This window comes from Exiguobacterium sp. ZWU0009 (genome assembly GCF_000798935.2).
GTDB classification, from domain to species: domain Bacteria; phylum Bacillota; class Bacilli; order Exiguobacteriales; family Exiguobacteriaceae; genus Exiguobacterium_A; species Exiguobacterium_A acetylicum.
Window position 1 is genome coordinate 1,178,417 of record NZ_CP018057.1, and the last position, 26,994, is coordinate 1,205,410.

The window sequence follows — 26,994 nt, forward strand, 5'->3', positions numbered from 1 at the left end:
CTATTTAGAAAAGTTGTATCACATTTGAGAGTGTGCTAAAATGAGTAGGAATTTGTGAAAAAGAGAGAGGATGATTGTTTTGACGAACATGACGACAGTAGAACAATTAGCAATTAATACGATTCGTACCTTATCGATTGATGCCGTACAAAAGGCGAACTCGGGTCACCCAGGTATGCCAATGGGAGCAGCGCCGATGGCATTCTCGCTTTGGGCGGATCATATGAACCACAATCCTAAAAATCCAGAATGGTTCAACCGCGACCGTTTTGTACTTTCAGCCGGACACGGTTCGATGCTTCTCTACTCACTCCTCCACCTATCGGGATATGATCTATCAATGGATGATCTTAAATCATTCCGTCAATGGGGATCAAAAACACCAGGTCACCCGGAATACCGTCACACGGCTGGTGTAGACGCAACGACAGGTCCACTTGGTCAAGGGATTGCAATGGCAGTTGGTATGGCGATGGCAGAGCGTCATCTTGAAGCAAAATACAACCGTGACGATCTCAACGTCGTCGATCACTTCACATACGGAATCTGTGGAGACGGAGACTTGATGGAAGGTGTCTCAGCTGAAGCGGCTTCACTCGCAGGTCACCTTGGTCTTGGTAAATTGGTCGTATTGTATGATTCAAACGATATCTCACTTGATGGCGATCTCGATAAATCATTCTCTGAAAACGTCCAGAAGCGCTTCGAAGCGTACAACTGGCAAGTCATTCGCGTAGAAGACGGAACGGATATCGATTCGATTTCGAAAGCAATCGCGGCGGCACAAGCAGAGACGACAAAACCAACATTGATCGAAGTCAAGACAGTCATCGGTTTCGGTTCACCGAACAAATCAGGTAAATCGGCTTCTCACGGTGCACCACTCGGTGAAGCGGAAATCAAATTAACGAAAGCAAGCTACATTTGGGATCACGAAGAGTTCTACGTGCCTGAAGAAGTTAAGTCATTGTTTGACGAGCGGATCGTCCAACGTGGTGCTTCTGCAGAAGACGCATGGAACGAGACGATGAAACAATACGAAGCAGCTCATCCAGAATTGCATGCTGAACTCGTTCGCGCGATCGCAAACGAATTGCCAAGCAACTGGGAAGCAGATCTTCCGACGTACGACTTGTCATCGAAAAAAGCGACACGCCAAACGAGCGGTGAAGTCTTGAATGGTCTTGCGAAGAACGTTCCGACATTGTTCGGTGGTTCAGCTGACCTTGCAGGATCGAATAACACGATGCTCAAAGGCGAAGCAGATTTCGATATCGAACCAAGCGGTCGTAACATCTGGTTCGGTGTACGTGAATTCGCAATGGCTGCGGCTGTCAACGGTATGGCACTTCACGGCGGCGTCATTCCTTACGGCGCGACATTCTTCGTCTTCTCGGATTACCTCCGTCCAGCGGTTCGTCTTGCTGCGTTAATGGGACTTCCATCAATCTTCGTCTTGACGCACGATTCGATTGCTGTTGGTGAAGATGGTCCAACACACGAGCCAGTCGAACACTTGATGAGTTTCCGTGCAATGCCGAACGTCACGATTTACCGTCCTGCAGACGGAAAAGAGACGATCGCAGCATGGAAAACAGCGGTTCAAGCGAAAGACAAACCGACACTTCTCGTCTTGACACGTCAAGGTCTTCCTGAACTTGAAGGTACGACGACAGAGGGCGCTGAAAAAGGTGGTTATGTCATCGCTGGTGATGTGACGAAAGCTGATACACTCTTGCTCGGTACAGGTTCAGAAGTTCACCTTCTTGTCGAAGCACAAAAAGAACTTGGTGAGTCAGCAGCTGTCGTTTCTCTTCCATCATGGGAAGTATTCGAAGCACAGTCAGCAGAGTACAAAGAATCAGTTCTTCCAAAACACATCACGAAGCGTGTCGCAATCGAAGCAGGCGCTTCACTCGGTTGGTACAAATATGTAGGAACAGAAGGACAAGTCATCGGAATCGATCGTTTCGGCGCATCTGCTCCTGGGGACTTCCTCTTGAAAGAATACGGCATGTCTGTTGAAAACGTATTAGCAACAGTCAAGCAACTCGGATAATCACTTCCGGAGAAAACGGGTCCGATCTTACGTCGGGCTCGTTTTTCATCTATTATCATCTATGCAAACAATTGGAATTATAGTATAGTAAAAAGCGACGTTTTAAGTTAGAGGAGGAAGCAACTTGGCTACATGGATTTGGATTTTAATTGCCCTTCTTTGCTTGGTAGCAGGTGTCGCCCTTGGTTTCTATATCGCTCGTCGATACATGATGAACTACTTGGAGCAAAACCCACCAATCAACGAAGATATGATTAAGACATTGATGATGCAAATGGGTCAAAAGCCATCACAAAAGAAAGTCAACCAAGTGATGCGTTCAATGAGTGGTTCAATGAAATCACCTAAAAAATAAGCTGTACGAAAGGGGACCGAATGGTCTCCTTTTTGTTTGCTATTTTTTAGAAAGAGAACTAATCTAAAATGTGAGACTATTTCAAATAATCATAGGATTTAAAAAAGGGGGGAGACTTGAATGGGAGTCTTCAGGAAACTCGGTTGGTTTTTCCGACGAGAATGGAAAGCGTATAGTCTTGGGGTCGTCAGTTTGATTTTTGTGGCAGCGTTAGAACTCATTCCACCGAAGATCATCGGGACGACAGTCAACGGTCTGAGTGAGGGAAGCTTGACGAAAGATGATTTGATTCGTCTCGCAGGTACATTGTTGCTCATCGGGGTCGCGACGTACATCATTCGTTATTTTTGGCGTTTTTATATCTTTGGGGCATCGATTCGTCTCGGTCGATTATTACGCAGCCAACTGTATGGGCATTTTTCAGACTTAGATCAATCGTTCTATAAGAAATACCGGAGCGGGGATTTGATGGCGCATGCGACAAACGACGTACAAGCGGTATCGATGACAGCGGGTGCCGGTATTCTAACACTCGTCGACTCGGTGACGATGGGGAGCTTTGTCATTATCACGATGGTCACGACGATCAGTTGGAAGTTGACGCTCGTATCACTCCTACCGATGCCGCTGATGGTCTATTTGACATCACGTTACGGTAAGATGTTGCATTCGCGTTTTCATGACGCACAGGAAGCCTTCTCCGATTTGAACGATAAGGTCGCGGAAAGCATTAGTGGTGTCCGTGTTTTAAAGGCAACAGGAGAAGTCGAGTCTGATGTACAGACGTTTACGGATCTATCGGATGATGTCGTCCAAAAGAACCGTCGTGTCGCAAAAATCGATGCTTTATTTGACCCGACGATTTTTGGATTAGTCGGTCTATCGTACATCATCGCTGTCGGATATGGTGCTTACTTATTACAACAAGGTGAAATCCGAATCGGTGACATTGTCTCATTCACTACATATCTTGGTTTATTGACATGGCCGATGCTCGCCTTCGGTTGGTTGTTCAACATCGTCGAACGGGGTCGTGCTTCTTACGATCGGATCGAGCGGATGCTTGCGATCGAACCGGAAATTAAAGACGCGAAGGAAGCAGCAACGAGTGTTTCCTCACCAGAACTCCACGTTGGGATTGAGCGTTTCATCTATGATACGCAACCGGTCTTACAAGACATCGATGTGACGTTGGAGCCCGGTAAATCGCTCGGCATCGTCGGGAAGACGGGTGCCGGGAAATCGACGTTCGTTCGCTTATTGTCTCGCGAATACGACGTCAAACAAGGCGCCATCACGATTGGTGGACGAGACATCAAACAATTGACACGTGACACCGTCCGTCGTCAAGTAGCGATTGTTCCACAGGATCATTTCTTATTCTCCGCGTCGATTGCCGACAATATTGCCTTTGCAAAACCGGATGCATCAATGGAAGACATCATGGAAGCGGCACGTATTGCAGCAGTCCATGATGATATTCTCGGGTTTAAGGAAGGGTACGCGACGATGGTCGGGGAGCGTGGGGTGACGTTATCCGGCGGTCAAAAACAACGGATCTCGATTGCCCGGGCATTATTAGCAGACTGTCCGATTTTAGTGCTCGATGATGCCTTGTCTGCGGTCGATGCTAAAACCGAGGAAGCGATCATCCATCACTTCCGCACGGCGGATCACGATCAGGCACAAATCATCGTTGCCCATCGCCTGTCGGCTGTGTCGCATACCGATGAGATCATCGTCCTTGAAGACGGTCGAATCATCGAACGAGGCACACATGAGCAATTACTCGCTCATGACGGTTGGTATAAAGAGACGTACGATCGCCAGCAACTAGAATCACTCGTCGAACAAGGAGGGCGTTCCGAATGAATCATGATATCAATGAAAAAGCCGTCCTGAAGCGATTGCTTGATTTCGTCAAACCGTTCAAGAAGCAAGTCAGTATCGCCTTCGTTCTCCTGTTCATCACGACAGCAGCAAAACTCGGAGGACCGTATCTCGTCAAGATTTTCATTGATGAATACGTCGCACCGGGTACGTATCCGGTACAGGAAGTCGCACTCTTGTTTACAGCGTACTTGTTACTGCATACGACAGGGATTATCGTCGATTACTTACAGGCGTTCGAATTCCAAAAGATTGCCTTGCAAGTCATTCAACGCTTACGCATTGATGTGTTCCGGCATGTCATGCACTTACGGCTTGCCTATTTTGACCGGACGCCTGCCGGAGTGCTCGTGTCCCGGATCACGAACGATACGGAAGCGATCAAGGAGCTCTACATCGGTGTCCTGTCGACATTCGTGCAAAGCGGCGTTCAGTTGATTGGAACATATATCTTCCTTTATCTACTAGAGCCTCGACTCGCGACGATTGCGTTACTATTGTTACCGCTGTTTTATTTCATCATTTGGATTTACCGGAAGTATTCGACGAAGTATTACGCGGAAGTCCGCGATTTATTGTCGAAAATCAATGCCCAACTGAACGAATCCATCAACGGGATGGCAATCATTCAACAATTCCGCCAAGAAAAACGCTTGATGGCAGAGTTCGAGGAGACGAACGTCGCCCACCAGAATGGACGTTATAAGAATTTGAAGCTCGATAGTTGGTTGCTGCGACCAATCATTGAATTGTTACTCGCCATTTCAATTGCGACACTCGTGACGTATTTCGGTGTCCTATCGTTCTCGCAAACGGTCCAAGTCGGTGTCGTCTATGCCTTCATCAGCTACATGGAGCGGATTTTCCAACCGGTACAGCAAATCATGCAACGGTTGTCCGAGTTCCAACAAGCTGTCGTCTCAGCAGACCGTGTATTCAAGGTCCTCGATACGGATGAGCCAGAACCAACGAAACAGCTCGAAGGGGAGGCACGCGTATCGGAAGGACATATCGTCTTTGAAAACGTTCGCTTTAGCTATGACGGAGAAAAAGACGTCTTAAAAGGGATTTCGTTCGAGGCGAAAAAAGGACAGACGATCGCGCTCGTTGGTCATACGGGAAGTGGGAAAAGTTCGATCATTAACATCTTGATGCGTTTTTACGCGTACCAATCGGGTCGGATCTTGATCGATGGTCAACCGCTCGAGCAGTTATCGGAAGAAGAACTACGACAGCACGTCGGACTCGTGTTGCAAGATTCATTCTTGTTCACGGGAACGGTCGCTGATAACATTCGATTATTCGATAGTTCGATTTCCTTTGATCGTGTCGAAGCGGCTGCTAAATTCGTACAAGCCGACGGATTCATCAATCAACTCGACCAGCAATATGACAGTCCCGTTGCGGAACGGGGGGCGACGTTCTCAGCTGGGGAACGTCAGTTGATCTCCTTCGCACGCACGATGGCGCGAGATCCGAAAATCCTGATTCTCGACGAAGCGACGAGTTCGATTGATACGGAGACGGAAGAAAAAGTTCAAGTTGCACTTGAACGGATGCGTCAAGGACGGACGACGATTGCCATTGCTCACCGTCTATCAACGATTCAAGATGCCGATTTGATTCTTGTATTGCATCAAGGAGAAGTGATCGAGCAAGGCAATCACCAAGAATTGATTGCGCAAGATGGTCTGTATAAAAAGATGTACCAGTTGCAATCCGGTCATGTCACGGTTTCTTAAAAAATAGACATAAAAAATAGACATAAAAAAAGCCTGCCAGGCGATCTCGCCCGGCAGGTTGTTTGTTTTGATTAGTAGACTGTGACTGTGACGTTTTGGCGTCCCCAGTTGAGTGCTTCTTGTTGTGAACCAACGAGAAGGTCAAGTTTGTTACCTTGGATTGCGCCACCACGGTCGAGTACGATTGCTTCACCAATGCCTTCGATGTGCATACGTGTACCGATTGGGTATTGTGAAGAAGCTGCTACGATACGCATACCATTGTACGTGATCGTATTTGTAACGTCATAACCGCTTGCTGTCAACGCACGACCGTTGTAGAGTTGGCTACCGTTGTTAGACGGGTCGTTCGTGTAAGCAGTGACGTTCATTGTCACTTTCGTACCTGATTTTGCAGGTGTCGATTGTTTTGTTGCAGTTGCTGGTTTAGCAGCTGCTTTTGGTGCTGGCTTCGCAGCTGGTTTAGCAGCTGGTTGTGCTTGTGCTGCTGGTGCTTTCGATACGCCAGCGAGTGAAGTGTAATCGCTGTGTACGTAGCGTGTTTTACCATCGATTGTTGTTTTGATCCATGCACCGACTTTACCTTCTACGTTGACTTTTTCGCCTTTGTAGAGGTTACCGACATCTTTCGAGCTTGTCGTTGGTTGTGTGCGGACGTTTAGTACTGCCGTAGTAACTGTCGCTTTTTTAAAGTCGAATGAGCCTGCTGCAGACGTATACGCGCCATGAACATAACGTTTTTGACCGTTAATGTGTGTTTGGATCCATGCGCCAGAACGTCCTTCGACATTTAATGTTTGACCTTTATATACATTGCCTACGTCTGCTGATGCAGTTGTAGGTGCTGTGCGTACGTTGAGTACTGGTGTATTTACTGTTACCGTTTCTGAGGCAGCCTCTGTCTCTTGGGCAAATCCTACTGATAGAGCTGTTGCTGCAAGACCGGCAGCGAAAACTGCTTTTTTCATTATTGATGTCCTCCTGACATATGCTGTGTTTACTGTTCCTACTTTACACGGCAAAACTGACCTGTGCGTTTACAGGTCAATGTCATTCGAGTTACAAACCGGGCTATTGTGACAACGAGATTGCAAAAGGTCGGTTTTTGTCATCGGTAGGACATACTGATTATGAAAAACGGATGTTTATAGGTCTTTTGGATTACTTTTGCTGAAAGATTCGCACAATTCAACAGAAAAAAGTCTTAAAAATAGAAACTATGTCATCCTTCTATCGTCTAGTGATGAAAAAGTGAAATGGAGGATACGCAGATCAATACTTGACGATCGTCGTCACGCCGAACGCTGTCAGGTAAGAACGATGGAACAATTCCTGCATCCAATCGTTAGCGGAAAGCTGAAACGTGCCGTGAATCGTTTGGTACGTTCGCTGTCGAATATTGATTTCAATCGGCTCTAGTAAGGGGACGGATGGTAGATGGTCATGCATGCTGTCATTTTGATTTTCAATATAAAGCAACTCGAGGACATCTCCTTCTTCCATATAACGCTGTAAGTAAATCATGAACTCCCACTGATCAGCACCTTCGATCGTGTACAGGTAAGGCATTGTGAACCTTCCTCGCTTCAATGATACGTATTCAATCGCTTCGACTTCATGTACGTATAATTGGGGGAGATCGTCAGGCATATAGAGGAGACGAGAACTAGCAATGAATGTAAGAGCGGACATAAAGCACCTCCATCAGAAATAAGAAACCATAAAAAAGTCAGCATTCGCACTCGAATGCTGACCAGATCGTGCATTAAGATAAAAGCGGTTCATTCGAACCGTGAATGGTATAGTTTTGGACGATGCGTGAATATTCTAAAAGCAAGACATCGAGTTCATGACTAAGTTGTAGAACACGCGGGGAGGTAAAGCTGGACTGGTCAGCTTGATGATATAGTTCGCTACGTTTGGCTTCGATCGCTAACGTCAATAGTTGTTGTGTCGTCATAGCATTCTCCCTTACATTGGTGTCGTATCCATATTCTAGCAAGTCCATTTACTAGGTGCAACGAGATTTCAGTAAAATCGATGAAATGTAATTTTTTTGTAATTTTGGCGGACACGAATCTTTTGCAACTTTCTGTGAGATAATAGGTGCTAAATGCAGAGGAGTTTGGCAAAATAGAGGAGGAACTTCTTCTATAGTAGTAAGGAAAGGGGATGCTCATGATGGAGCTCTCGTTATGGTTAGCGTTTGGAGCAGGATTATTATCTTTCGTCTCTCCGTGTACGCTACCACTGTATCCTGTGTTTCTCTCATACATCACAGGCGTGTCGGTAACGGATTTAAAAGAACGGGGCGTACGAGAAAAGCGATCCTTGTTTCATACGTTAGCGTTCCTCGTTGGTTTTGCGATGGTATTCGTTGTGCTCGGGTTATCGACATCGTTATTCGCAGATGTCTTTATCACATATCGGGATACGTTACGGATGGTTGGGGCACTCGTCATCTTCGTCTTCGGGATTGTTCTCGTCGGATTATGGCAACCAACATTCTTGATGCGTGAAAAGAAACTGAATCTCGGGGAACGAAAAGGGGGGTACGTCGGGACGGTACTCGTCGGAATCGGTTTTGCAGCCGGTTGGACACCGTGTACAGGTCCGATTCTCGCAGGCGTCATCGGATTAGCTGCGACCAATCCGAGTCAAGGCATGTTCTACATGCTCGCGTATGTCCTTGGCTTCTCGATTCCGTTCTTATTGATGGCGTTCTTCGTCGGTCGTTCGCGCTTGTTCGTGCAGTATAGTCTGAAATTAACGAAATTCGGGGGAGCCTTGATGATGGTCTTCGGAGTCATGCTGTATTTTGATGGCTTGAGTAAATTCGCAGCATGGATGAGTGACATCGTCGGATTCACTGGATTTTAATCAAGGAAGTGATCGGATGATTTGGATATCAACTGGGGTAGCGCTCGTCATGGGATTGCTGATCAGCTTCATTCGTGTGAAGGCATCAGCAAAACCGACGAATGCTAAAAAAATCTTGATCCCGCCCTTTGCGATGTCGACGGGGATGCTACAGTTTTTATACCCGGCATCCCGTCTGACATGGACGGAAGTGGCGGAAGCATTGCTCATTGGAGCCATCTTCAGCATCTTTTTGATCAAGACATCCAATTTTTATGAAGCAGAAGGGCAGATTTATTTGCAACGTTCGAAAGCTTTTTTCATCGTCTTATTCGGTATCTTATTCATTCGGACGGTTGCGAAGTTCTTCATCGGCGGGCAGATTGATATTTTCGAAACGGGCGGCATTTTTTATCTCGTCGCTTTTGGAATGATCGTCCCTTGGCGCTTCGCGATGTATTTGAAATACAAACGAGTCAAGTCGGGCACCGTGCCGGTCGCGCACTTACCTCACTAAAAAAACCGCTGAAGGCGACTTCGGCGGTTTTTCGTGCATCCTTCAATTTTGGAAGTATAATGCGTAGTCTCGCCAGTCGATGGCGTGCTCCGTCAGTGCTTTTTTCAAGAATTTATGATCGCGTTTTGGCGTAGCGGAAATATATCCTTTGACAACCAGTTCAGATGTCATCTCTGTCGCTTGTTCCTCAAGTGCGAACTGTCCGATCCGCCCGGCAATCTTGCGGCGTGCGACATCGCGAAATGCCGATGGAACCGGCATGACGAGAGCGTTCAACAATTCCATCGTCTCATCCGTCCAAAGATGTCGTGTCTGGTCGATGTATTCATCTTCCCAGTCCATCATCGATTTACCGTCTTCTTTCGGTAACTTTTTGAGGAACTTCCGGAACATGAAAAACCCGCCAATTGCCATGAGTGTAATCATGATAAAGCCCCAGAGCAGAATCCCGTTCATGAACCATTCCATGCGCGACTCATCCCCCTTTCACATCAAATATAGATTAGCATAAATCAGGTGGACGTGCTATGATGAATGACGGAGAAAGTGAGGCGAAAGAATGCTGCAACCATACGTACAATTGGACGAGACCGGACAGCCCCGTAAAGGTGTCTTACCTGAAACAGCGGACGGTCGGATCGTTGAATTCTATTATGATACGAAGGGCGAAGAGATCACGGTCATCTTCGTCACCGTTCCGGCAGAAGATGCGAGCCGGAAGCGTGCGTTTACGGTCGGGAAAACGTTCAAGACGGTCTCGACACTCGAAGACTTCACGTTACTTCACTATGAATGGGCAAATGACCAGATTTTCGCAACACTTGAGATGTTCGCGGATGGGTCGAAACGTCAAATCGACGCTTCGAGATTGCTCGACTATTAAAAAAGAAGGAGATGCGGATTGCCGCGTCTCCTTCTTTTATTATTCAGGAAATATGAAGTCGGATGACCTCGTCATGCAGTTCCACCTGACCACCGATCGGGAACGTGAATAAAGGACTCGTATGTCCGAAGTCGACATTCGCAAGCACTGGTACGTGCTCTAGGAATGGATAGAGCGAAATCAGATATCGCAGATGCTCTTCCGTCATCTTCGTTGCGAGTTGGAAGCGCCCGAAGACGATCCCGCGAACCGTCTCCGCACCTGGTTGCGCCATCAACGAGGCGAAATCACGGGCAAACGTCGCTGGATGGACTTCGTAATCGTCTTCAAGGAATAAGATCGCATCCCGTAAATCAGGGAAGTGCGGTGTGCCTTGCAGAAGGTTCAACGTACAAAGGTTTCCACCAATCAGTCGACCGCTCGCTTGTCCCGGCGATAAGAGAAGTGGACCTTTATTCGGTAACGTGATGACGTGTCCACGATCAGAATCCCGCCAATGGACAGAGGGCTTAATCGTAACGGGTTCTGTTCCAAACAATACTTGCTTGAAGTAATCGATCGTATAGGCATCACGATCCCGGAAAGCCCGTAACATCGGTCCGGAGTAAGTGATTAATCCGGTATTCGTTAGAATAGCATGACTGAGTGCTGTGATATCGGAGAAGCCACAAAGAATCTTCGGATGTGTCCGAATCAATTCGTAGTCGAGTAAGTCGACAAGTTCATTTGTACTGAACCCACCACGAACGCACAGAATCGCATCGACGTTTGGATCAGCGAATGCAGCATGAAGGTCTGCGACGCGTAACTCAGGATCACTGGAACCGAACGGATTGATGGCACGTGCATGTTGACTGATCGAGACACGTAACCCGAGTGATTCGAGCGTCTGGATCGCACCATCGATGATCTTCATCTCGACCGTCGAGAGGCTAGAAGCGGGCGCGATTAAACGAACATGTGAACCATCCGTTAATTTTTTCGGCGTTAACGTTGGCAGGTGGGCGGCGATGATTTCTAACCGGTTACCGAAGGGATCAGCTGTGAAGAAACGACGACGTGGCGCAAGGCGGGTGTCATGCTCAACCGGATAACCGGCAGCTTGAAGAGCATCGCTCAACGCTTCGAACGCAGCGACGGTTAATCCAGGGTGCGCTTTTTTAGCAGGAACGAATGGATCCTCGATTCCGAGATGAAGTGCTACACCATGATCTTCGAACCAAACACCACCACTAGCTTGAACACCAGCGGGTTTTTCGACTTCCTTCATATGTAAAAGCCCGGCATAAAATGCACGGGCGCGATCTTCTTCGTTTTTCGGCATAGCGAGCTGGACATGATCTAACATGAAGACACTTCCTTTACGAATGAGATTCAGGCAACGAACTGGGTGATTCGTTTCAATTCACGTTCGACGAGGTTCAAGTAGAAGACACCTTCGATCCGGCGATCGAGGGATTGTGCGATCTCATACAGATTCGTGCGCAGCGCTGCGAGATACGACGCTTCCTCACCAAGAGATTGCCGATGAGCAAATGCATAGTGAGCGAGTAGGAACTGAAGATATCCACGATCAGTCAAGAATGGAATCAATTGTTTTTTCTCTTCCATCGACCAAGTATAGTTCGTATCATAATACATCTTCGCATACAGGTGATACGGCTCGTCACCGCCTGTAAAGAGGGTTTCACTCCGTTTGACTTCTTCGATCAAGCGTTCGCTCCAATCGAAGCGTTCTTTTTTGCGACTGAGGAACAACGGTAGGATGTATGGATGAGCCTGATCCGGCATCCGCGAGCAACCGCGTTCATGCCGCAGTGCTGCATAAAGTAGCAAGGCACGATCTTCGAAGCCACGTTCAATCGCATACGTCATTCGGCTGAATGCTTCACAAGATGGGCAATCACTGAGTTCGTCGCTTGGCGCGTCGATCCATTCTGATAAATAGTGATCGGCTTGTTCCTCGTCACCGAGTTTGCTGTAGACCATGAAGCTGATATAGTCACGTGTCCGAATAAAGCCATGCGCGTCACAGAAGTCGATGAAGCGATCAAGATCTTCTTCGAGAAGCGAGACCGTCACGTCTTCTTGTTCTGCCATATAGATCAAATAGGACTTGTAGTTCCAGTACAAATCAAGTTCTTGTTTTGGAGTCAGTGTCATCTCATCTTTTCGGATCCATTCCATCAAGAGCGTGAAGGACACGAGAAACGATCGGAAGTGTCCTAAATCAAATTGATTTTGTGAAAATGCCCATAAGGAGAGGAAGCGGAGTGAATCATCAGCTGTTTCCTCAAAGATGGCCCATAAGGCCTCACCGCGTGCAACGGAGGGTTCTTCTTCCTTTAAGCGAAGATATAAGAGATGGAGTTCTTCTTGAGGGTTCATCTGTACCCCTCCTTTCTTATATAAGTATACCACGAGCGTTTTGAGAAATCGCAATTGAGCGAGGATGGAATAAAAAAAGATTCCGAACCGGCTCAATCGCGGTTCGGAATCATTTCAAGTATTTGTGGATGAGTATCAGCTGTCGGATGTAGCAAATCATGTACTGTGTAACTATTGAGTACTTGATGGAACGCCGCAATGGCATCATCGAAGGCATCACGTGCCGGATTGAGCGAAGGGACCTCGTGAATGCCTTCTTGCGGATCGAGAAAATGAACGGTTGGTTCAAACAGTTGTACGACGTCACCGATATGAATTGCATCCGGAGGGCCTGCTAAGCGGAAACCACCTCCACGACCACGGACAGAATCAATCAGACCACTCTGTCCTAAACGATAGACTACTTTCATTAAATGATTCTTAGAAATGTCGTAACAATCCGCTACTTCCTGGATTCGGACTAAACGATCGGGGTGAGCTGCTGCGAACAGCAGGGACCGAATCGCGTAATCCGTATAACGTGTCATGCGCATTTTCATCACCTACTTAACACACATACTAGGGGGCGACGCAAGCATTATCAACTCTCAATGTGCAAAAAATAAGATGCATTTTACAGATTGTTTTTATGAGGCGATTATCGCATAATGGACGGTGAAAGGTAGGTTAAATTATGCATTTCGATCAGGCATTACACCTTTTGCAACAGCTCGGTCCATCGATGGAGCAAAAGGGATTGCGGATCGCGACGCGCTTCTATGACTCGCTCGAGGCGACGTATGAAGAAGAATTGCGCGCGCTTCGAGAAGCGGGGGCTCAGGATGGAACTCGCGCATTACGGATTTTACGCCTGAGTCAATTATTGAATCAGATTACTAACCAACATGAATCGAGTGAACTGTTTAAATTGATTTTATTGAACGAAATCAATCAGACGAAATCGTTTCTGCTGACATACCCGGACATCATCAGTCATGAAATTCTAAAAGCCATCCAGATCGAATATGCACTTGAAGAAGATGCACCGTTGCTTCAAGCATGGAGTATCGTCCATCATCAACTCGTCGATACGTGCCGGCATTTTTGTAAATACCGCCATGCTGAAAACTGGCGTCAACAAGATATTTTATTAATTGCTGAAGACCATCACCTCGGGTCCGTCATCGATGAAGCCCGGCATGCGCTCCTGAGCGGTCGCAAAACGACTTTATTACATGTATCGGCTGAGGAACTGGCGGAACGCATGTTAGCGAATGTCCTCTCTTTGACGACGAAAGGGATGGTCGTCCACCACATTCGTCAAGAAGGATGGGAACAGCAGATGCATGAGTTCCTGACGATGATCACAGCAAATGATCCGATCGTCTTCGTCAGTGGATCGACAAATTTCATTGAAGAAATCCAGCAACGACTTGATCCGTTACCGGTCCTGTTTGGTCCGTTCGTAGCGGCAAATCAATTACCCTCTTAATGAAAAAAGCGACGTGTAACGCTCTGACTGAAGTCGGAGCATGACACATCGCTTTTTTAGCTTTAAGCTGATTTCGTTAAACGCTTCGCACGTTGAATCGACCGGTCGAGTGCGAGATAGACTCCACCCGAGACGCAACAGAGTAATCCGATGAATGCTAAGGCAAAGTCACCTTTTCCGGAATCAAGGAACAAAGATCCGAGAAGCGGTGCGGTAACGCCGCCAATTAACCACTGAAGACTCGCAGCACCGTTATACGTTCCGCGAAGATGTTCTGGTGCAATCAAAGCGATGAACGTCATCTGGACAGGGGACATAATCATCTCACCAAGCGTATAGAACGCATAAATCGCAAGCAATACCGTTACGAGCACGACATAGTCTGTTCCGAGTGAGAACAGGTAGGACGGCACGAACGCGAGGAAAATCATACCGATGCCGAAAATCGATGCCCCGAGCAACATGACTTTTCCGAATGCTTTACCTGACAAACGAGCGGCGATCGGGAATTGGAATAAGACGACCATGATTCCGTTTAATGCCATCAAATAAGGGAAAGGATTTTGTTTCGTCGGCAAGCCCGGTAGTGCCTCCTTCAAGAAGACCGGTAACATGCTCTCAACGAGGGCAAATCCCATCGAGATGAAGACACCCGCACCGATGAAGATTAAAAAGACATGGTCCTTCCGTAACACGGTGAGTGGGGACACTTTGACTTCGTCTGTCTTTTCAATATACTCCGGTTTCGTTTCTTCGATGAAGAAGTAGAGAACGAGTCCGTACAGGAAAAAGACGAAAGCGGCAGAGTAGAAGATGAGTGAACGGTCGACGAACAAGACGGCACTTCCGAGCAGTGGACCGAATGCTGCCCCGACGTTATGCCCCATCCGCAATAGACCGAACGATTCGTTCAGGCGTTCTGGTGGCGTGACGTCAGCGACCATTGCGCTTGCAGCCGGATGGAACAGTGAACTGGATAAACCGAGCAGCGCGTTCAAAGCGAGAAGCGGTCCGAATGAATCGGCGAACGAGAAGCCGATTAGCGCAATGACATCCCCGATGATCGAGAGGACCATCAGTGGTTTTCGACCGAATTTATCAGCGAAATGACCACCGAGGACGGCGCCGACGAGTGACATGATCGGTCCGGTCGCCATGATGACACCGACCAAAAAGTAGGAATCGAGACGATCCGCATAATACAGAACTAAAAATGGTGCAATCATGAACATCATGATTCCCGTGATCGTTTCCCCGACGAACCGGATCCAGATGTTACGATCAAGCTGTTTGAGTGCGTTAAACATAGTGAAAACCCCTTATATTCCGTTTTTAGACAATAGAAAAGACGGATACGCACAAATATGGGCATACCCGTCCTAATATAAGAGGGCAGCATGTACGTATACGCATACGCACACCCTGCTTAATTAAAAATTAAACGATTGGGTGACGTACAGTTGTAGCCAATACAAAGACAGTGTGGACAGATGTCCGAGCTTGATAGAATACCATTGTACGTCTCCTCCTTCTGTAATAGTGAACTTCCTAGTCATCGTAAAGAAGAAGTAGAGGAATTGTCAACTTTAAATCTGAAAATTAAGTCAATGAAGTGAAATGGACGAGACCTTGAAAATTCGGTATGATAGACTAGTTGCGAAAAAGATTGATCGGACTTTTGAATATATCGGTGAAAGGAACTACCATACATGACAAACATTCTACAAACGGAAGTCGAAAAGCGTCGGATTTTCGGCATCATTTCCCACCCGGATGCGGGTAAGACGACATTAACTGAAAAATTCCTCCTACACGGAGGGGCAATCCGTGAAGCAGGTTCTGTCAAGGCACGGAAAAACTCGAAATTCGCGAAATCGGACTGGATGGAAATCGAAAAACAACGAGGCATCTCTGTTACGTCTTCGGTCATGCAATTCGAATACGATAAAAAAATCGTTTCCATCATGGATACACCAGGTCACTCGGACTTCGGTGAAGATACGTATCGGATCCTGACAGCTGTTGACTCAGCAATCATGGTCATCGATGCAGCGAAAGGGATCGAGTCGCAAACGAAGAAACTCTTCCAAGTTTGTCGGATGCGCGGGATTCCAATCTTTACGTTCATCAACAAGATGGACCGTCAAGCACGTGATCCACTCGAATTGATGGAAGAACTTGAAGAAGTACTCGGCATTCCGTCTGTTGCTGTGACGTGGCCAGCTGGTTCAGGGCAACAGTTCGAAGGGGTTTACGACCGTGTCAAAGGACAATTCCATTGTTTCAAGAACGATCGTAAGTCGATCGAACTCGGTGAGGAAGGTCTCGCGAACGAAGAACTCGCGACGACGATCAACTCGGAAATGTACGAGACGTTGATGGATGAAGTTGACTTACTCGACGGCGCAGGTAACGAATACAATGAAGAATTGATTGCAAAAGGCGAATTGACTCCGGTCTTCTTCGGATCAGCACTCGTTGATTTCGGTGTCACACCGCTCCTCGAGCATTACTTGAACCTGTCTCCTTCACCGACACCACGTGAGTCGAACAAAGGGAAGGTCGAACCGGCGCAAGACTTCTTCAGTGGTTTCGTCTTCAAGATTCAAGCAAACATGAACCCGAACCACCGTGACCGGATCGCGTTCGTCCGTATTTGTACGGGTAAGTTTGATCGTGGAATGGACGTCGTCCTGACACGGACAGGGAAAAAGATGAAGTTGTCGCAATCGACACAATTCATGGCAGATGAGCGTGAAACGGTTAACGAAGCGTTCGCGGGAGACGTCATCGGGCTATACGATTCAGGCAACTATCAAATCGGCGATACGATCACGAATGGTGATCCATCACTCCAATATGAAGCACTCCCAACGTTCGCACCGGAACTCTTCTTGAAGGTCTATACGAAAAACGCCTTGAAGTCGAAACAGTTCCAAAAAGGTGTCGAGCAGCTCGCGCAAGAAGGAGCGATCCAAGTCTACAAGACGGAATACAACGAAATCATTCTTGGAGCGATCGGACAACTCCAATTCGAAGTCTTCGAGCACCGGCTCAAAGGTGAGTATGGCGTTGACATCTTGAAGGATGCTGCGAACTTCCAAGTCGCGAAGTGGATCAAGCCGGCAGAAGTCGCTGCTGTCAAACAATTGACGGATTCACGGACGGTACTCGTCTACGACCGCTGGGAAAATGCTGTATTGCTGTTTGCGAACGATTTCGTTTACGAGCGATTCGTTCAGAAAAACGAAGGGACGATCACATTGGTCGATTCACCGCAACAACTCTAATGTTTTTACGGACTACTTTTCGAAGTGGTCCGTTTTTTCGTTCCTGAAATCTCGTTTGATGACAATCGAACAAGGGTAAAAATAGAGCGTGTTTGAATTCATATGAAAAAGGACGGTGTCATGTTATGGCGAAACGGTTTGTTGGGATCTATCAGGATCAATCGAGTCTGGAACGAAAAATCGAGGAATTGAAACAACAAGGACATCACGATTCAGATTTTTCTGTCGTGGGTCGGGATGACGCGGCAGACGAAGCATCAGGTGCGAGTTGGATTGATCAAGTTAAATCAACGTTTTCTAAAGAACCACCGCTCCGCGAGACGTTAAAACGTGTCGGACATTCAGATGATGAGGCAGAACGGCATTACGCGGAAGTCGAGCGCGGCGGTCTTGCATTGTTCGTCAAGGATCGAGATCACGACCATGCTCATGACCACGATCACCATCATGACCATGAGCACCATCATCACCATGACCACGACCATCGGCACGATGATAACAAGGTCGAAAATCCGGGGAACAATACCTACGAGAGCAATCACCGTGAAGACGGTGAGAAGAGCGACCGGGCGAAATGGAAAGCAGACGATCTCGACTAATACCTAGAAGTGAAGGCGCCGATAACGGTGATCTTCACTTTTTTTCTCGCGTCCGGAGTCGCAAAGCGAGATGTCTGAGGAATCGAGGTGCTATACTGAGAGCATCGAAGAGGTGATAAGACATGAAAAAAATAGTGACAGCTTTAGCAGGAATTGGTCTTGCGAGCGCTTGGTTCATCAACCGATACCCGGTGTTCGGGAAACGACCAAGCCGTGCAGAACGGCGAAGTTTCGAACGATCAGACCGTTTTGTCGACGGGAAGTTCAAAAATGAGATGGATTTTCAGTTGAAGATGGAATGGGACTCGATGAAAAGCATTTTAAAGGATTACGGACGAAACATTCCAAATCTGCGTCCTGTCAAAGCGTTACCGACGCTTCCGTATCAGCGACGTCAAGACGATAGTGAAGCACCACGCGTCACATGGTTCGGACATTCGGCATTTTTAATCGAACTCGATGGACAAACGATTTTCTTTGACCCGATGCTCGGGCGCGCACCATCACCGTTCCCAAAACTGGGTGGAGGACGTTTTCAAACGACGCAGACGGTTGATCTCGAACGTTTACCGTTGATTGATGTCGTCGTCTATTCGCATGATCATTATGATCATCTCGATTATCCATCCGTCCTCGCCTTGAAAAATCGAGTCGGTCGCTTCATCGTGCCGCTCGGTGTCGGGAGTCGTCTCCGTGGATGGGGCGTCTCAGCTGAGCGAATCACGGAACTCGACTGGCATGAATCGACACAAGTCGGTGGCATCAAACTGACAGCGGCTCCGTCGCGCCATTATTCAGGGCGAAATGGTCTTGATCAATTTTCAACGCTATGGGCGTCATGGGTCATCGAAGGCTCGCAAAAGGTCTTCTTTAGTGGCGATAGTGGATATGGTCCACACTTCAAAGCAATCGGCGAACAATATGGTCCGTTTGACCTGACGATGATGGAATGTGGGCAGTACGATGTCCGGTGGTCCAATTCGCATATGTTACCGGAACAAACAGTTCAAGCTCATCGAGATGTAAAAGGTCGTGTCCTGATGCCGATTCACTGGTCTGCCTTCATCCTCGCGTTTCATGCCTGGTTCGAACCGGTCGAACGGTTGCTCAAGGAAGCGAAACGTGACGAGATTTCGGTTCTGACACCAATGATCGGGGAAAGTGTGACACCCGAGAGTACTACACGAAAATGGTGGCGGGAAGTGCGTTGAGTAAGATAGCTTTTTGATTTTAATTGAATGAAATGAGAAAAAAGTAGCCTTTTCGAATCACATCGAAAAGGCTACTTTTTTAGGTGAATAAACAGACGAGATGTTCATCCTTGACTCTTACAGGAAAGCGAGGATGATGACATCGTCCGGTCGTACAATACAATTTAGCTCGCCAATCGATCCGCTTGTTTCGCGCGACGAGAGCGAACTTTTTCGATGATTTCGAAACCGAGCACAAGCATCGTTCCGACAAGTAATCCGTTACTGAGGAACGGGCGAAGCGTCAAAGGCAGGACTTCCGCGATGACGGTCGATTGCAACAAGATACTGATGCCGATGACGGCACTGATCGCAAACGCATGGCGGCGACGGCTGTTCTCCATGTTACTTTCCGCTGACTGCCAGGCAATCAGAAACATGTGCGGCAATGTCGCAAGCAACGCGGCACTCGCAACGCTACGCGGTAATGTCGCGATGATCCCGATCAAGCTTGGGAAGAACCCGATCAACGCGATGACGAGTGAGGCGATCAAGAACGGGCGACGTTTCCGGCTACTGGTTTGCGCGATGAAACCACTCGTGATGGGTAACGGCACCGGCACAAGCGTCGAGAATGTAGCAGCGAGTAAATGAATGACGCCTTCGATTGATAATCCTTGGTGCAGACGACCTTGTTTTTGAAGCGTCGCTTCGACGGCACTTAAAGCGGCGATCAAATTGACGACGAGCAAGATCGCGAACGGAATCGCGACAAGGAATGCACTGCCGTCAAACTGCGGCCATCCGAACGGTAACGCTTGCGGTGGTGCAAACAAACTTGACGACGTAGGAAGTGACGGACGGCTGACGAGCCAACCAACGATGATCCCGATCATCAAGGCAAACGGGCGTAAGCGACTCGGACCGAATTGACTGAGTCCGAGCACGAGCAAGAATGTGATAATCCCGGCGAGACGTGTTGCTTCAACAGCGAGGACGGCACCGAGCATGACACCTGTTAATTGAATACATAATAAGAGCAAAAATGTTCCGCTGACGAGCGGTGTGAAAACAGGTAATAAGTATTTCGTCCATCCTGTCAAACCAAGGATGATGAGGACAACACCAGCAATGACGACAGCTGCCATCGCAATCGTAAAGGCTGTTTTTGAATCGACCGGTAAGGCGGCGATGACGACGAAAATACTGACCCATGATCCGGCAGGTCCCGATACGATCGGAAGCCGGTGGCCGAAAGCGCCATGTAGGAAACAGGCAATCCCGCCTACAAAGAATGACCGTTGGACAAGGGCAGCTGTCTCGACTGAGGAGAGGTCGAACAGACTGGCGACGACGATTGGTAAGGCAATCGTGTTCGCGAGTAAAAAGACGATCCACTGGAAGGTAGAAGTCGTTTGTTTCATGAAAAAGCTCCTTTCTTTAACTTCAGATATTCCTGCATCATAGCATATGATTGATGTTATGATTCATATATCTTTATACATGAAAACATATGAAAGAGATGATGAATGTGGATTTACGTCAGTATCGTTATTTTTGTGCGGTCGTCGAGGAACAATCCGTTACGCGGGCGGCAGAGCGCTTACGGATGGCACAACCTGCCTTAACCCAGCAAATCCGGCGGATGGAAGAAGAACTCGGAGTTCGTCTGATCGAGCGGGCAGGACGTGGGATCAGGATTACCCCAAGCGGCAACCGCTTATATGAACGAGCGGTTTCGTTGTTGCAGTTCGAGCAGGAGACGCGAATGGAAGTGAGCGACATCGAAGCCGGTCGAACGGGGATCTTGCGGATTGGTGTCAACACGTTATCTGCCAGTCGGCTCGTCGAATGGATCGAACAGATGAAACGACGACATCCTGGCATTATCTTACAAGTCCACCAAGGAGAATCGAGTGCGCTCATCGAACGGTTGAAAGAGCGGTCGCTTGACGCAGCGTTCGTCCGTCTGCCGATTGATGCGCAAGGGATCTCGATTGAATGGATGGAGGAAGAACCGTTTCATCAAGTCTGGCACCCCGATCACCCGACTGCGGATCTCATCATTCCGAGTCAAGAAGGACTGGGTGTCTTTCAGACGTTAAGTCAACGACTCGGTGTCGTATCGCAAGAAACATGTTCTGATGTCTTGACGCTAATCGGACTCGTCCGTAGTGGACAGGCGGTGACTGTTTTGCCGGAAAGTACGTTGCGGGAACTGGATATGACAGGACTGCACCAGACATACCTACCAGGTGCCGCGAGTACGACAGCCTTCGTCTGGTTGACGGAGGCCGGACCGACGACACTGACAAAACAATTCATTGAAATCATACAAGAAACAGCAGAATAACCAAATGGATAGGATAGATAGGATGGAAAGGAACGATCGTATGAAAACAATTCAAGGCACGTATGGGGAAGCAAAGATTTTCACGGATAACGTCGACGACCTGACGATTAAGCAAGTCACAGCCATGCTAGAGGAACAATTTGCGACAGGTAGTCGCGTTCGAATCATGCCGGATTGCCATGCTGGAAAAGGATCTGTCATCGGAACGACGATGCATGTGACGGACGAGGTCGTACCGAATCTCGTCGGAGTCGATATTGGTTGTGGGATGTTGTGTACACGACTCGCTGAAAAGGGACCAATCGACTTTGCAGAGCTTGACGCAACGATCCAGCGTCTCGTTCCAAGTGGCATGTCGGTACGTCAAAAAGCCCATCCATTATCAGAACAGGTACCATTTGATCAAGTGCTTGCACCGTTCAACGAGACACGGGCACGATTATCGATCGGTACGCTCGGTGGAGGAAATCACTTCATCGAACTGAACCAGGACGCAGCAGGCGAGCTTTATCTTGTGATTCATTCCGGAAGCCGAAATCTTGGGAAAACGATCGCTGAACATTATCAGGCAGAAGCGGAAACGGCACGCTTCCAATTTGATGCGAATCAAGTCATCGGGGAATTAAAGCAAGCGGGGCGTGAGTCGGAGATTCAAGCGACTTTACAGCAATTGAAAGCAACACGCTCTATGTTTAACAAAGACTTAGCATCTGTTTCCGGAGAAGCGATGGAGCGCTACCTGCATGATCTCAAGATTGCGCAACGCTACGCCGCGCTGAACCGTCAGGCGATGACTCAAGTTATTTTTGAAGCGATGGGGTGGACGGTTGCGGATCAGTTCGATACGATCCACAACTACATCGATCTTGACGCGATGATTCTACGAAAAGGTGCCATCTCTGCGAAAGCGGGTGAGCAGGCAATCATTCCGATGAACATGCGTGACGGCTCTTTGATCGTCGTCGGAAAAGGAAATCCCGATTGGAACTATTCCGCACCACATGGAGCAGGACGTATCATGTCACGATCAAAAGCATTCAAAACAGTTGAACTGGATGCATTTGAAAAGACGATGACCGATGTCTGGTCAAGTTCTGTCGTCGCATCGACGCGTGACGAATCACCGTTCGTCTACAAACCGATGGACGAAATCATCCGAAACACAAAAGAAACAGTCGATGTCGTTGAGATCATTAAACCGCTGTACAACTTTAAGGCAAAATGATGTGTAAGATACTTTCAATATGGGAGGATACAGTATGAACTATAAGGGGACTATGTTAATTCTGTTTTCAAGTGTGTTTTTAATTGCTGGATGCACGGATGAGGCGGTCACGACGGAACAGAAAAAAGTAGTCAAAACCACTACTCATACGGATCAGAAGACGAATCAGACGAAACATCCCATCTTAAATCCTGTTCAGTATGAAAAGCTGTTCAAGCATATGGATGAACACTTGAAGATGGATCAGTTTCAGTTGAAGAGAAGCACGATAGGTGCAGACTTTACAGCTGTGGATCAATCCTTGAGTTTTGGGAAGAGACGTTGGTTAACGGTTGACGGAACGATTGACACGTCCTCGACACAGGAGGCACTTTATTTTGAAAACAAGAAGCAAGATACGCAATTAGCGATCCATTTTGCGTATACGGATCGATACATAGGCAATGATCTGATTCAATATCAATCAAACGGTGATTACGGTGAGCTCCTCATCATCAGCTACAAAAATATCCTCATATCCGTGCAACACAATTCTTTACAGAAAGTCGATTCAGACACGACGCAGGAAGCAGCAAAACAGGTGATCCACGAATTAAAAAACGTTCCCGTTTAAAACGAGAACGTAAAGGAGACAACTCTGATTTGATTAGACCGTACCATCCGGCAATGTCTCACCTGTCCGGCGAATTGTCGCTCCGAGTTCAGCAGCGATCGCATTGACGGCTTCTGAATCTTCGTTGACCTCACTGATCAAGATGACACCGTAATGGTCGGGATCGATTTGATTCAGCGTCCGGTTGAATAAATCAAACGACTCCCGTTCATTCTTCTCATCCCGGTTCGCTCCGATCAAGTAACCAGCAACGGAACCGACGAGCATACCGAACGGACCACCGACGACACCAATCGCCATGCCAATCAATGAACCTTTGAAGGATTGGTCCTGTTGTGTGAAGTCGATCGCATCGATGAAAGAGAAGCCCTCTGCTTCGTCACGTTTTGCGAGAACCATCTGATCCATCTCGATTTCCTTGATTGCTTCGAGATCCTTAATCATCGCAAAGCCTGTTTTTGCTTTTTCTACATCACTAAAAATGATTGTCGTAATGACGTGCGTTGCATCGCTTTTATATTTCGCCATAATAAACGCCTCCACAAGAATCGGTTATCGTACTACACTTTTTAAGTACCCTGAACATTCTAAATGGAAACGCGAGACTGGAAATATGAAAAAAACAGGACAACAGAATAATTTTTTAATATCGGCAATAAGTAAAACTTATCGAAAGTCTTTTGTTCTTTCAAATTGTAACGGAATCCATATTATACTATGATAGAACTGTACAAGTAAGCGGTATCAGGGGCTTGATGTCGTGAACACTTAAAGGGGGAATCACCATGAAGCAAACAGATGTGTCGCAAGATATCTTTGGCGCACGCCGTTCGTTTGAAGCAAACGGTAAGAATTATCAGTACTATAGTCTTGAAAAATTGGAAGAACTCGGATTGACAGAAGTCAAACGTCTTCCATACTCGATTCGTGTCCTACTCGAGTCAGTGCTTCGTCAACAAGATGGTCGTTCGATCACACGTGAACACGTCGAGAACTTGGCGAAATGGGGAACAGCTCAAGTTTCGAACGATGTCGATGTTCCGTTCAAACCGTCACGCGTCATCCTTCAGGATTTCACAGGTGTTCCAACGGTCGTTGACCTCGCGTCACTTCGTAAAGCGATGCAAGATCTCGGTGGAGACCCATCGGTCATCAACCCAGAAGTACCAGTCGACCTCGTCGTTGACCACTCGGTTCAAGTCGATGCTTACGGTTTTGCTGGAGCACTTGCAGAAAATATGGATCTCGAATTCGAACGTAACGAAGAGCGTTACAAATTACTTCGCTGGGCGACATCGGCATTCGATAACTACCGTGCCGTACCACCAGCAACAGGGATCGTCCACCAAGTTAACCTCGAGTACTTGGCATCTGTCGTCCTTGAAAAGGAAACAGCAGACGGTACAGTTGATGTGTATCCGGATACACTCGTCGGAACAGACTCACATACGACGATGATCAACGGTCTCGGCGTCCTCGGTTGGGGAGTCGGTGGGATCGAAGCGGAAGCGAGCATGCTCGGACAGCCGTCATTCTTCCCAGTACCTGAAGTCATCGGCGTACGCATCACAGGTGAGATGCACCCAGGAACGACAGCAACAGACGTTGCCCTTCGTGTAACGGAAATGCTACGTCAAGAGAACGTCGTAGGTAAATTCGTCGAGTTCTTCGGTCCATCACTCCACTTGATGTCACTTTCTGACCGGGCAACAATCGCGAACATGGCACCAGAATACGGTGCGACATGTGGGTTCTTCCCAGTCGACACAGAAACATTGACGTACCTTCGTCTGACAGGTCGCGATGAAGAATTGATCGAAAAAGTCGAGAACTACTCGAAAGCAAACGGTTTGTTCTACACACCACAAAACGAAGATCCAACATTCACGAAAACAGTCGAACTCGATCTTTCAACAATCGTTCCTGCCCTTGCTGGACCAAAACGTCCACAAGACCGGATCGATTTGACGGATGTGCATACATCATTCAAAACAGCGTTAACGGCTCCACAAGGAAACGCTGGATTCGGCTTAGCGGAAGAAGAAGCGAACAAAGTCGCTGTCGTTCAGTTCGAAGACGAAGCAGTTGAAATGCGTACGGGTGACGTCGCAATCGCTGCGATCACGAGCTGTACGAACACATCAAACCCATACGTCATGATCGGTGCGGGACTCGTCGCGAAAAAAGCGATCGAACTCGGTCTATCGGTTCCAAAATACGTCAAGACATCACTTGCGCCAGGATCGAAGGTCGTTACGGATTACCTCGAGAAATCAGGACTCCAAACGTACCTTGACGAACTCGGCTTCAACACAGTCGGTTACGGCTGTACGACATGTATCGGTAACTCCGGTCCACTCGACCGCGCTGTCGAAGACGCGATCCTCGGTTCAGACTTACTCGTTTCGTCTGTCCTCTCCGGAAACCGTAACTTCGAAGGTCGTGTCCACCCGCTCGTCAAAGCGAACTACTTGGCTTCACCGCCACTCGTCGTCGCGTATGCACTTGCAGGAACAGTCGACGTCGATATCATGAACGCGTCACTCGGAACAGGCAAAGACGGACAAGAAGTCTTCTTTGCTGACATCTGGCCTTCACGTGATGAGATCCAAACGATCATCAACACGGTCGTCACACCAGAAAGCTTCCGTGCAGAATACGATTCAGTCTTCACAGGAAACGAACGTTGGAACAACCTTGACGTGCCAACAGGCGATCAGTACGACTTCGACGGTGAGTCGACGTACATCCAAAACCCACCGTTCTTCGAGAACTTGGCGAAGGAAGCTGGTCAAGTCGAAGCACTCAACGGACTCCGTGTCTTCGGTAAGTTCGCTGATTCAGTCACAACGGACCACATCTCACCAGCGGGTTCATTCTCGAAAACGACACCAGCCGGTCAATACCTCGTCAACAAAGGGGTTGCACCGAAAGACTTCAACTCATACGGTTCACGTCGTGGTAACCACGAAATCATGATGCGCGGAACGTTCGCGAACATCCGGATCCGTAACCAAGTCGCACCAGGTACAGAAGGTGGCTTCACGACGTACTGGCCAACAGGCGAAACAATGGCGATGTACGATGCTGCGATGAAGTACAAAGAAGATGGTACAGGTCTCGTCATCCTCGCTGGTAAAGACTACGGTATGGGTTCTTCACGTGACTGGGCAGCCAAAGGAACGAACTTGCTCGGCGTCAAAGCCGTCATCGCGGAGAGCTTCGAGCGGATTCACCGTTCAAACCTCGTCATGATGGGTGTTCTTCCACTTCAATACGTGGCAGGCACAACAGCTGAAACACTTGGTTTAACAGGTGAAGAAGCAATCAGCATCGCAATCGATGAGTCTGTTCGTCCACGTGACATCGTTAAAGTCACGGCAACAGCGGCAGGTGGAAAAGTCACTGAATTCGAAGCGATTGCTCGTTTCGATTCAGAAGTCGACATCGATTACTACCGTCACGGCGGGATCCTTCCAATGGTCCTTCGTGAGCGTCTCCAACAAGCATAAGTTGTCTAATCAAAGGTGGGGGAAACCCCACCTTTTTTTGACGAGAGG

At 47.8% G+C, this 26,994-nt stretch carries 25 protein-coding genes; 15 read left to right on the forward strand and 10 right to left on the reverse strand.

Annotated features, from left to right (window positions below):
• The first annotated feature begins 88 nt into the window (after nucleotides 1–88).
• The 4 genes from tkt to L985_RS06030 all read left to right on the forward strand — a co-directional run bounded on the left by tkt (nucleotide 89) and on the right by L985_RS06030 (nucleotide 6,046).
• The gene (gene tkt / locus L985_RS06015; RefSeq protein ID WP_231925712.1) at nucleotides 89–2,059 is read left to right on the forward strand and encodes a transketolase; all 1,971 of its coding nucleotides are present in this window, start codon (nucleotides 89–91) and stop codon (nucleotides 2,057–2,059) included.
• Between the two features lie 124 nt (nucleotides 2,060–2,183).
• Nucleotides 2,184–2,414 carry a YneF family protein gene (locus L985_RS06020; protein ID WP_012370001.1) on the forward strand — a complete coding sequence of 77 codons (231 nt, stop codon included), beginning with the start codon at nucleotides 2,184–2,186 and terminating at the stop codon, nucleotides 2,412–2,414.
• Between the two features lie 120 nt (nucleotides 2,415–2,534).
• Nucleotides 2,535–4,286 (forward strand): ABC transporter transmembrane domain-containing protein, encoded by a 1,752-nt coding sequence (locus tag L985_RS06025; RefSeq protein ID WP_029341253.1) that lies wholly within the window; start codon nucleotides 2,535–2,537, stop codon nucleotides 4,284–4,286.
• Complete coding sequence (locus L985_RS06030; RefSeq protein ID WP_047391199.1) at nucleotides 4,283–6,046, forward strand: ABC transporter ATP-binding protein; 1,764 nt, start codon at nucleotides 4,283–4,285, stop codon at nucleotides 6,044–6,046. Before L985_RS06025 ends, L985_RS06030 begins: the two co-directional genes overlap by 4 nt.
• Nucleotides 6,047–6,117: 71 nt before the next feature.
• On the opposite strand, the gene L985_RS06035 is transcribed toward L985_RS06030, so the two are convergent.
• The 3 genes from L985_RS06035 to L985_RS06045 all read right to left on the reverse strand — a co-directional run bounded on the left by L985_RS06035 (nucleotide 6,118) and on the right by L985_RS06045 (nucleotide 8,006).
• Nucleotides 6,118–7,014, reverse strand: a complete 897-nt coding sequence (locus tag L985_RS06035; protein ID WP_029341255.1) for an SH3 domain-containing protein — start codon at nucleotides 7,012–7,014, stop codon at nucleotides 6,118–6,120.
• Between the two features lie 304 nt (nucleotides 7,015–7,318).
• Nucleotides 7,319–7,615, reverse strand: a complete 297-nt coding sequence (locus L985_RS06040; protein ID WP_047391203.1) for a hypothetical protein — start codon at nucleotides 7,613–7,615, stop codon at nucleotides 7,319–7,321.
• Between the two features lie 196 nt (nucleotides 7,616–7,811).
• The gene (locus L985_RS06045) at nucleotides 7,812–8,006 is read right to left on the reverse strand and encodes an aspartyl-phosphate phosphatase Spo0E family protein (protein WP_029341257.1); all 195 of its coding nucleotides are present in this window, start codon (nucleotides 8,004–8,006) and stop codon (nucleotides 7,812–7,814) included.
• Nucleotides 8,007–8,227: 221 nt separating this feature from the next.
• Here L985_RS06045 and L985_RS06050 point away from each other — a divergent pair, with 221 nt between their 5' ends.
• Complete coding sequence (locus L985_RS06050) at nucleotides 8,228–8,926, forward strand: cytochrome c biogenesis CcdA family protein (RefSeq protein ID WP_023467780.1); 699 nt, start codon at nucleotides 8,228–8,230, stop codon at nucleotides 8,924–8,926.
• A 16-nt stretch (nucleotides 8,927–8,942) separates the two neighbouring features.
• Complete coding sequence (locus L985_RS06055) at nucleotides 8,943–9,422, forward strand: CcdC family protein (RefSeq protein WP_029341259.1); 480 nt, start codon at nucleotides 8,943–8,945, stop codon at nucleotides 9,420–9,422.
• 42 nt (nucleotides 9,423–9,464) lie between these two features.
• Here L985_RS06055 and L985_RS06060 read toward each other — a convergent pair whose 3' ends face one another.
• Nucleotides 9,465–9,890, reverse strand: a complete 426-nt coding sequence (locus tag L985_RS06060; RefSeq protein ID WP_029341260.1) for a DUF2621 family protein — start codon at nucleotides 9,888–9,890, stop codon at nucleotides 9,465–9,467.
• A gap of 91 nt (nucleotides 9,891–9,981) precedes the next feature.
• Between L985_RS06060 and L985_RS06065 the strand changes: the two genes are divergently transcribed.
• Nucleotides 9,982–10,305: a hypothetical protein gene (locus L985_RS06065; protein WP_023467783.1), complete on the forward strand. Its 324-nt coding sequence runs from the start codon at nucleotides 9,982–9,984 to the stop codon at nucleotides 10,303–10,305.
• Nucleotides 10,306–10,348: 43 nt separating this feature from the next.
• Here L985_RS06065 and L985_RS06070 read toward each other — a convergent pair whose 3' ends face one another.
• The 3 genes from L985_RS06070 to L985_RS06080 form a co-directional block, all read right to left on the reverse strand.
• On the reverse strand, nucleotides 10,349–11,653 hold the full coding sequence (locus tag L985_RS06070; RefSeq protein ID WP_081834688.1) for an LD-carboxypeptidase: 1,305 nt from the start codon (nucleotides 11,651–11,653) through the stop codon (nucleotides 10,349–10,351).
• Nucleotides 11,654–11,679: 26 nt separating this feature from the next.
• Nucleotides 11,680–12,693 (reverse strand): hypothetical protein, encoded by a 1,014-nt coding sequence (locus tag L985_RS06075; protein WP_029341263.1) that lies wholly within the window; start codon nucleotides 12,691–12,693, stop codon nucleotides 11,680–11,682.
• 92 nt (nucleotides 12,694–12,785) lie between these two features.
• Entirely contained in the window at nucleotides 12,786–13,220 is a 435-nt protein-coding gene (locus L985_RS06080; protein WP_235609863.1) for an RrF2 family transcriptional regulator, read from the reverse strand.
• A gap of 146 nt (nucleotides 13,221–13,366) precedes the next feature.
• Between L985_RS06080 and L985_RS06085 the strand changes: the two genes are divergently transcribed.
• Complete coding sequence (locus tag L985_RS06085) at nucleotides 13,367–14,164, forward strand: hypothetical protein (protein ID WP_029341265.1); 798 nt, start codon at nucleotides 13,367–13,369, stop codon at nucleotides 14,162–14,164.
• A 62-nt stretch (nucleotides 14,165–14,226) separates the two neighbouring features.
• Here L985_RS06085 and L985_RS06090 read toward each other — a convergent pair whose 3' ends face one another.
• Nucleotides 14,227–15,471: an MDR family MFS transporter gene (locus L985_RS06090; RefSeq protein WP_029341266.1), complete on the reverse strand. Its 1,245-nt coding sequence runs from the start codon at nucleotides 15,469–15,471 to the stop codon at nucleotides 14,227–14,229.
• A gap of 402 nt (nucleotides 15,472–15,873) precedes the next feature.
• On the opposite strand from L985_RS06090, the gene L985_RS06095 reads away from it, so the two are divergent.
• From L985_RS06095 to L985_RS06105, 3 genes are all read left to right on the forward strand, one after another.
• The gene (locus L985_RS06095) at nucleotides 15,874–17,454 is read left to right on the forward strand and encodes a peptide chain release factor 3 (protein ID WP_029341267.1); all 1,581 of its coding nucleotides are present in this window, start codon (nucleotides 15,874–15,876) and stop codon (nucleotides 17,452–17,454) included.
• A 125-nt stretch (nucleotides 17,455–17,579) separates the two neighbouring features.
• Nucleotides 17,580–18,053 carry a YflT domain-containing protein gene (locus L985_RS06100; protein ID WP_047391209.1) on the forward strand — a complete coding sequence of 158 codons (474 nt, stop codon included), beginning with the start codon at nucleotides 17,580–17,582 and terminating at the stop codon, nucleotides 18,051–18,053.
• 122 nt (nucleotides 18,054–18,175) lie between these two features.
• A complete protein-coding gene (locus L985_RS06105) occupies nucleotides 18,176–19,264 on the forward strand; it encodes an MBL fold metallo-hydrolase (RefSeq protein ID WP_029341269.1) in 1,089 nt (362 codons plus the stop codon).
• 164 nt (nucleotides 19,265–19,428) lie between these two features.
• On the opposite strand, the gene L985_RS06110 is transcribed toward L985_RS06105, so the two are convergent.
• Complete coding sequence (locus L985_RS06110) at nucleotides 19,429–20,667, reverse strand: purine/pyrimidine permease (RefSeq protein ID WP_047391213.1); 1,239 nt, start codon at nucleotides 20,665–20,667, stop codon at nucleotides 19,429–19,431.
• A gap of 107 nt (nucleotides 20,668–20,774) precedes the next feature.
• Here L985_RS06110 and L985_RS06115 point away from each other — a divergent pair, with 107 nt between their 5' ends.
• Genes L985_RS06115 through L985_RS06125 form a run of 3 tightly spaced genes read left to right on the forward strand, consistent with a single transcriptional unit; the run spans nucleotide 20,775 to nucleotide 23,434 of the window.
• Nucleotides 20,775–21,596, forward strand: a complete 822-nt coding sequence (locus tag L985_RS06115; RefSeq protein ID WP_047391216.1) for a LysR family transcriptional regulator — start codon at nucleotides 20,775–20,777, stop codon at nucleotides 21,594–21,596.
• A 40-nt stretch (nucleotides 21,597–21,636) separates the two neighbouring features.
• Complete coding sequence (locus L985_RS06120; protein WP_047391220.1) at nucleotides 21,637–22,821, forward strand: RNA-splicing ligase RtcB; 1,185 nt, start codon at nucleotides 21,637–21,639, stop codon at nucleotides 22,819–22,821.
• A gap of 34 nt (nucleotides 22,822–22,855) precedes the next feature.
• Complete coding sequence (locus tag L985_RS06125; RefSeq protein WP_047391225.1) at nucleotides 22,856–23,434, forward strand: hypothetical protein; 579 nt, start codon at nucleotides 22,856–22,858, stop codon at nucleotides 23,432–23,434.
• 33 nt (nucleotides 23,435–23,467) lie between these two features.
• Here L985_RS06125 and L985_RS06130 read toward each other — a convergent pair whose 3' ends face one another.
• On the reverse strand, nucleotides 23,468–23,962 hold the full coding sequence (locus tag L985_RS06130) for a hypothetical protein (protein WP_029341274.1): 495 nt from the start codon (nucleotides 23,960–23,962) through the stop codon (nucleotides 23,468–23,470).
• Nucleotides 23,963–24,219: 257 nt separating this feature from the next.
• Between L985_RS06130 and acnA the strand changes: the two genes are divergently transcribed.
• Entirely contained in the window at nucleotides 24,220–26,946 is a 2,727-nt protein-coding gene (acnA, locus tag L985_RS06135; protein WP_047391228.1) for an aconitate hydratase AcnA, read from the forward strand.
• Nucleotides 26,947–26,994 lie beyond the last annotated feature (48 nt).

Coding starts and splice junctions, on each gene's coding strand:
- tkt (WP_231925712.1), top strand. CDS start 89: ATGACGACAGTAGAACAATTAGCAATTAATACGATTCGTACCTTATCG.
- L985_RS06090 (WP_029341266.1), bottom strand. CDS start 15,471: ATGTTTAACGCACTCAAACAGCTTGATCGTAACATCTGGATCCGGTTC.
- L985_RS06035 (WP_029341255.1), bottom strand. CDS start 7,014: ATGAAAAAAGCAGTTTTCGCTGCCGGTCTTGCAGCAACAGCTCTATCA.
- L985_RS06040 (WP_047391203.1), bottom strand. CDS start 7,615: ATGCCTTACCTGTACACGATCGAAGGTGCTGATCAGTGGGAGTTCATG.
- L985_RS06060 (WP_029341260.1), bottom strand. CDS start 9,890: ATGGAATGGTTCATGAACGGGATTCTGCTCTGGGGCTTTATCATGATT.
- L985_RS06055 (WP_029341259.1), top strand. CDS start 8,943: ATGATTTGGATATCAACTGGGGTAGCGCTCGTCATGGGATTGCTGATC.
- L985_RS06130 (WP_029341274.1), bottom strand. CDS start 23,962: ATGGCGAAATATAAAAGCGATGCAACGCACGTCATTACGACAATCATT.
- L985_RS06045 (WP_029341257.1), bottom strand. CDS start 8,006: ATGACGACACAACAACTATTGACGTTAGCGATCGAAGCCAAACGTAGC.
- L985_RS06030 (WP_047391199.1), top strand. CDS start 4,283: ATGAATCATGATATCAATGAAAAAGCCGTCCTGAAGCGATTGCTTGAT.
- L985_RS06095 (WP_029341267.1), top strand. CDS start 15,874: ATGACAAACATTCTACAAACGGAAGTCGAAAAGCGTCGGATTTTCGGC.
- L985_RS06025 (WP_029341253.1), top strand. CDS start 2,535: ATGGGAGTCTTCAGGAAACTCGGTTGGTTTTTCCGACGAGAATGGAAA.
- L985_RS06120 (WP_047391220.1), top strand. CDS start 21,637: ATGAAAACAATTCAAGGCACGTATGGGGAAGCAAAGATTTTCACGGAT.
- L985_RS06085 (WP_029341265.1), top strand. CDS start 13,367: ATGCATTTCGATCAGGCATTACACCTTTTGCAACAGCTCGGTCCATCG.
- L985_RS06105 (WP_029341269.1), top strand. CDS start 18,176: ATGAAAAAAATAGTGACAGCTTTAGCAGGAATTGGTCTTGCGAGCGCT.
- L985_RS06080 (WP_235609863.1), bottom strand. CDS start 13,220: ATGACACGTTATACGGATTACGCGATTCGGTCCCTGCTGTTCGCAGCA.
- L985_RS06100 (WP_047391209.1), top strand. CDS start 17,580: ATGGCGAAACGGTTTGTTGGGATCTATCAGGATCAATCGAGTCTGGAA.
- L985_RS06065 (WP_023467783.1), top strand. CDS start 9,982: ATGCTGCAACCATACGTACAATTGGACGAGACCGGACAGCCCCGTAAA.
- L985_RS06050 (WP_023467780.1), top strand. CDS start 8,228: ATGGAGCTCTCGTTATGGTTAGCGTTTGGAGCAGGATTATTATCTTTC.
- L985_RS06075 (WP_029341263.1), bottom strand. CDS start 12,693: ATGAACCCTCAAGAAGAACTCCATCTCTTATATCTTCGCTTAAAGGAA.
- L985_RS06070 (WP_081834688.1), bottom strand. CDS start 11,653: ATGTTAGATCATGTCCAGCTCGCTATGCCGAAAAACGAAGAAGATCGC.
- acnA (WP_047391228.1), top strand. CDS start 24,220: ATGAAGCAAACAGATGTGTCGCAAGATATCTTTGGCGCACGCCGTTCG.
- L985_RS06110 (WP_047391213.1), bottom strand. CDS start 20,667: ATGAAACAAACGACTTCTACCTTCCAGTGGATCGTCTTTTTACTCGCG.
- L985_RS06125 (WP_047391225.1), top strand. CDS start 22,856: ATGAACTATAAGGGGACTATGTTAATTCTGTTTTCAAGTGTGTTTTTA.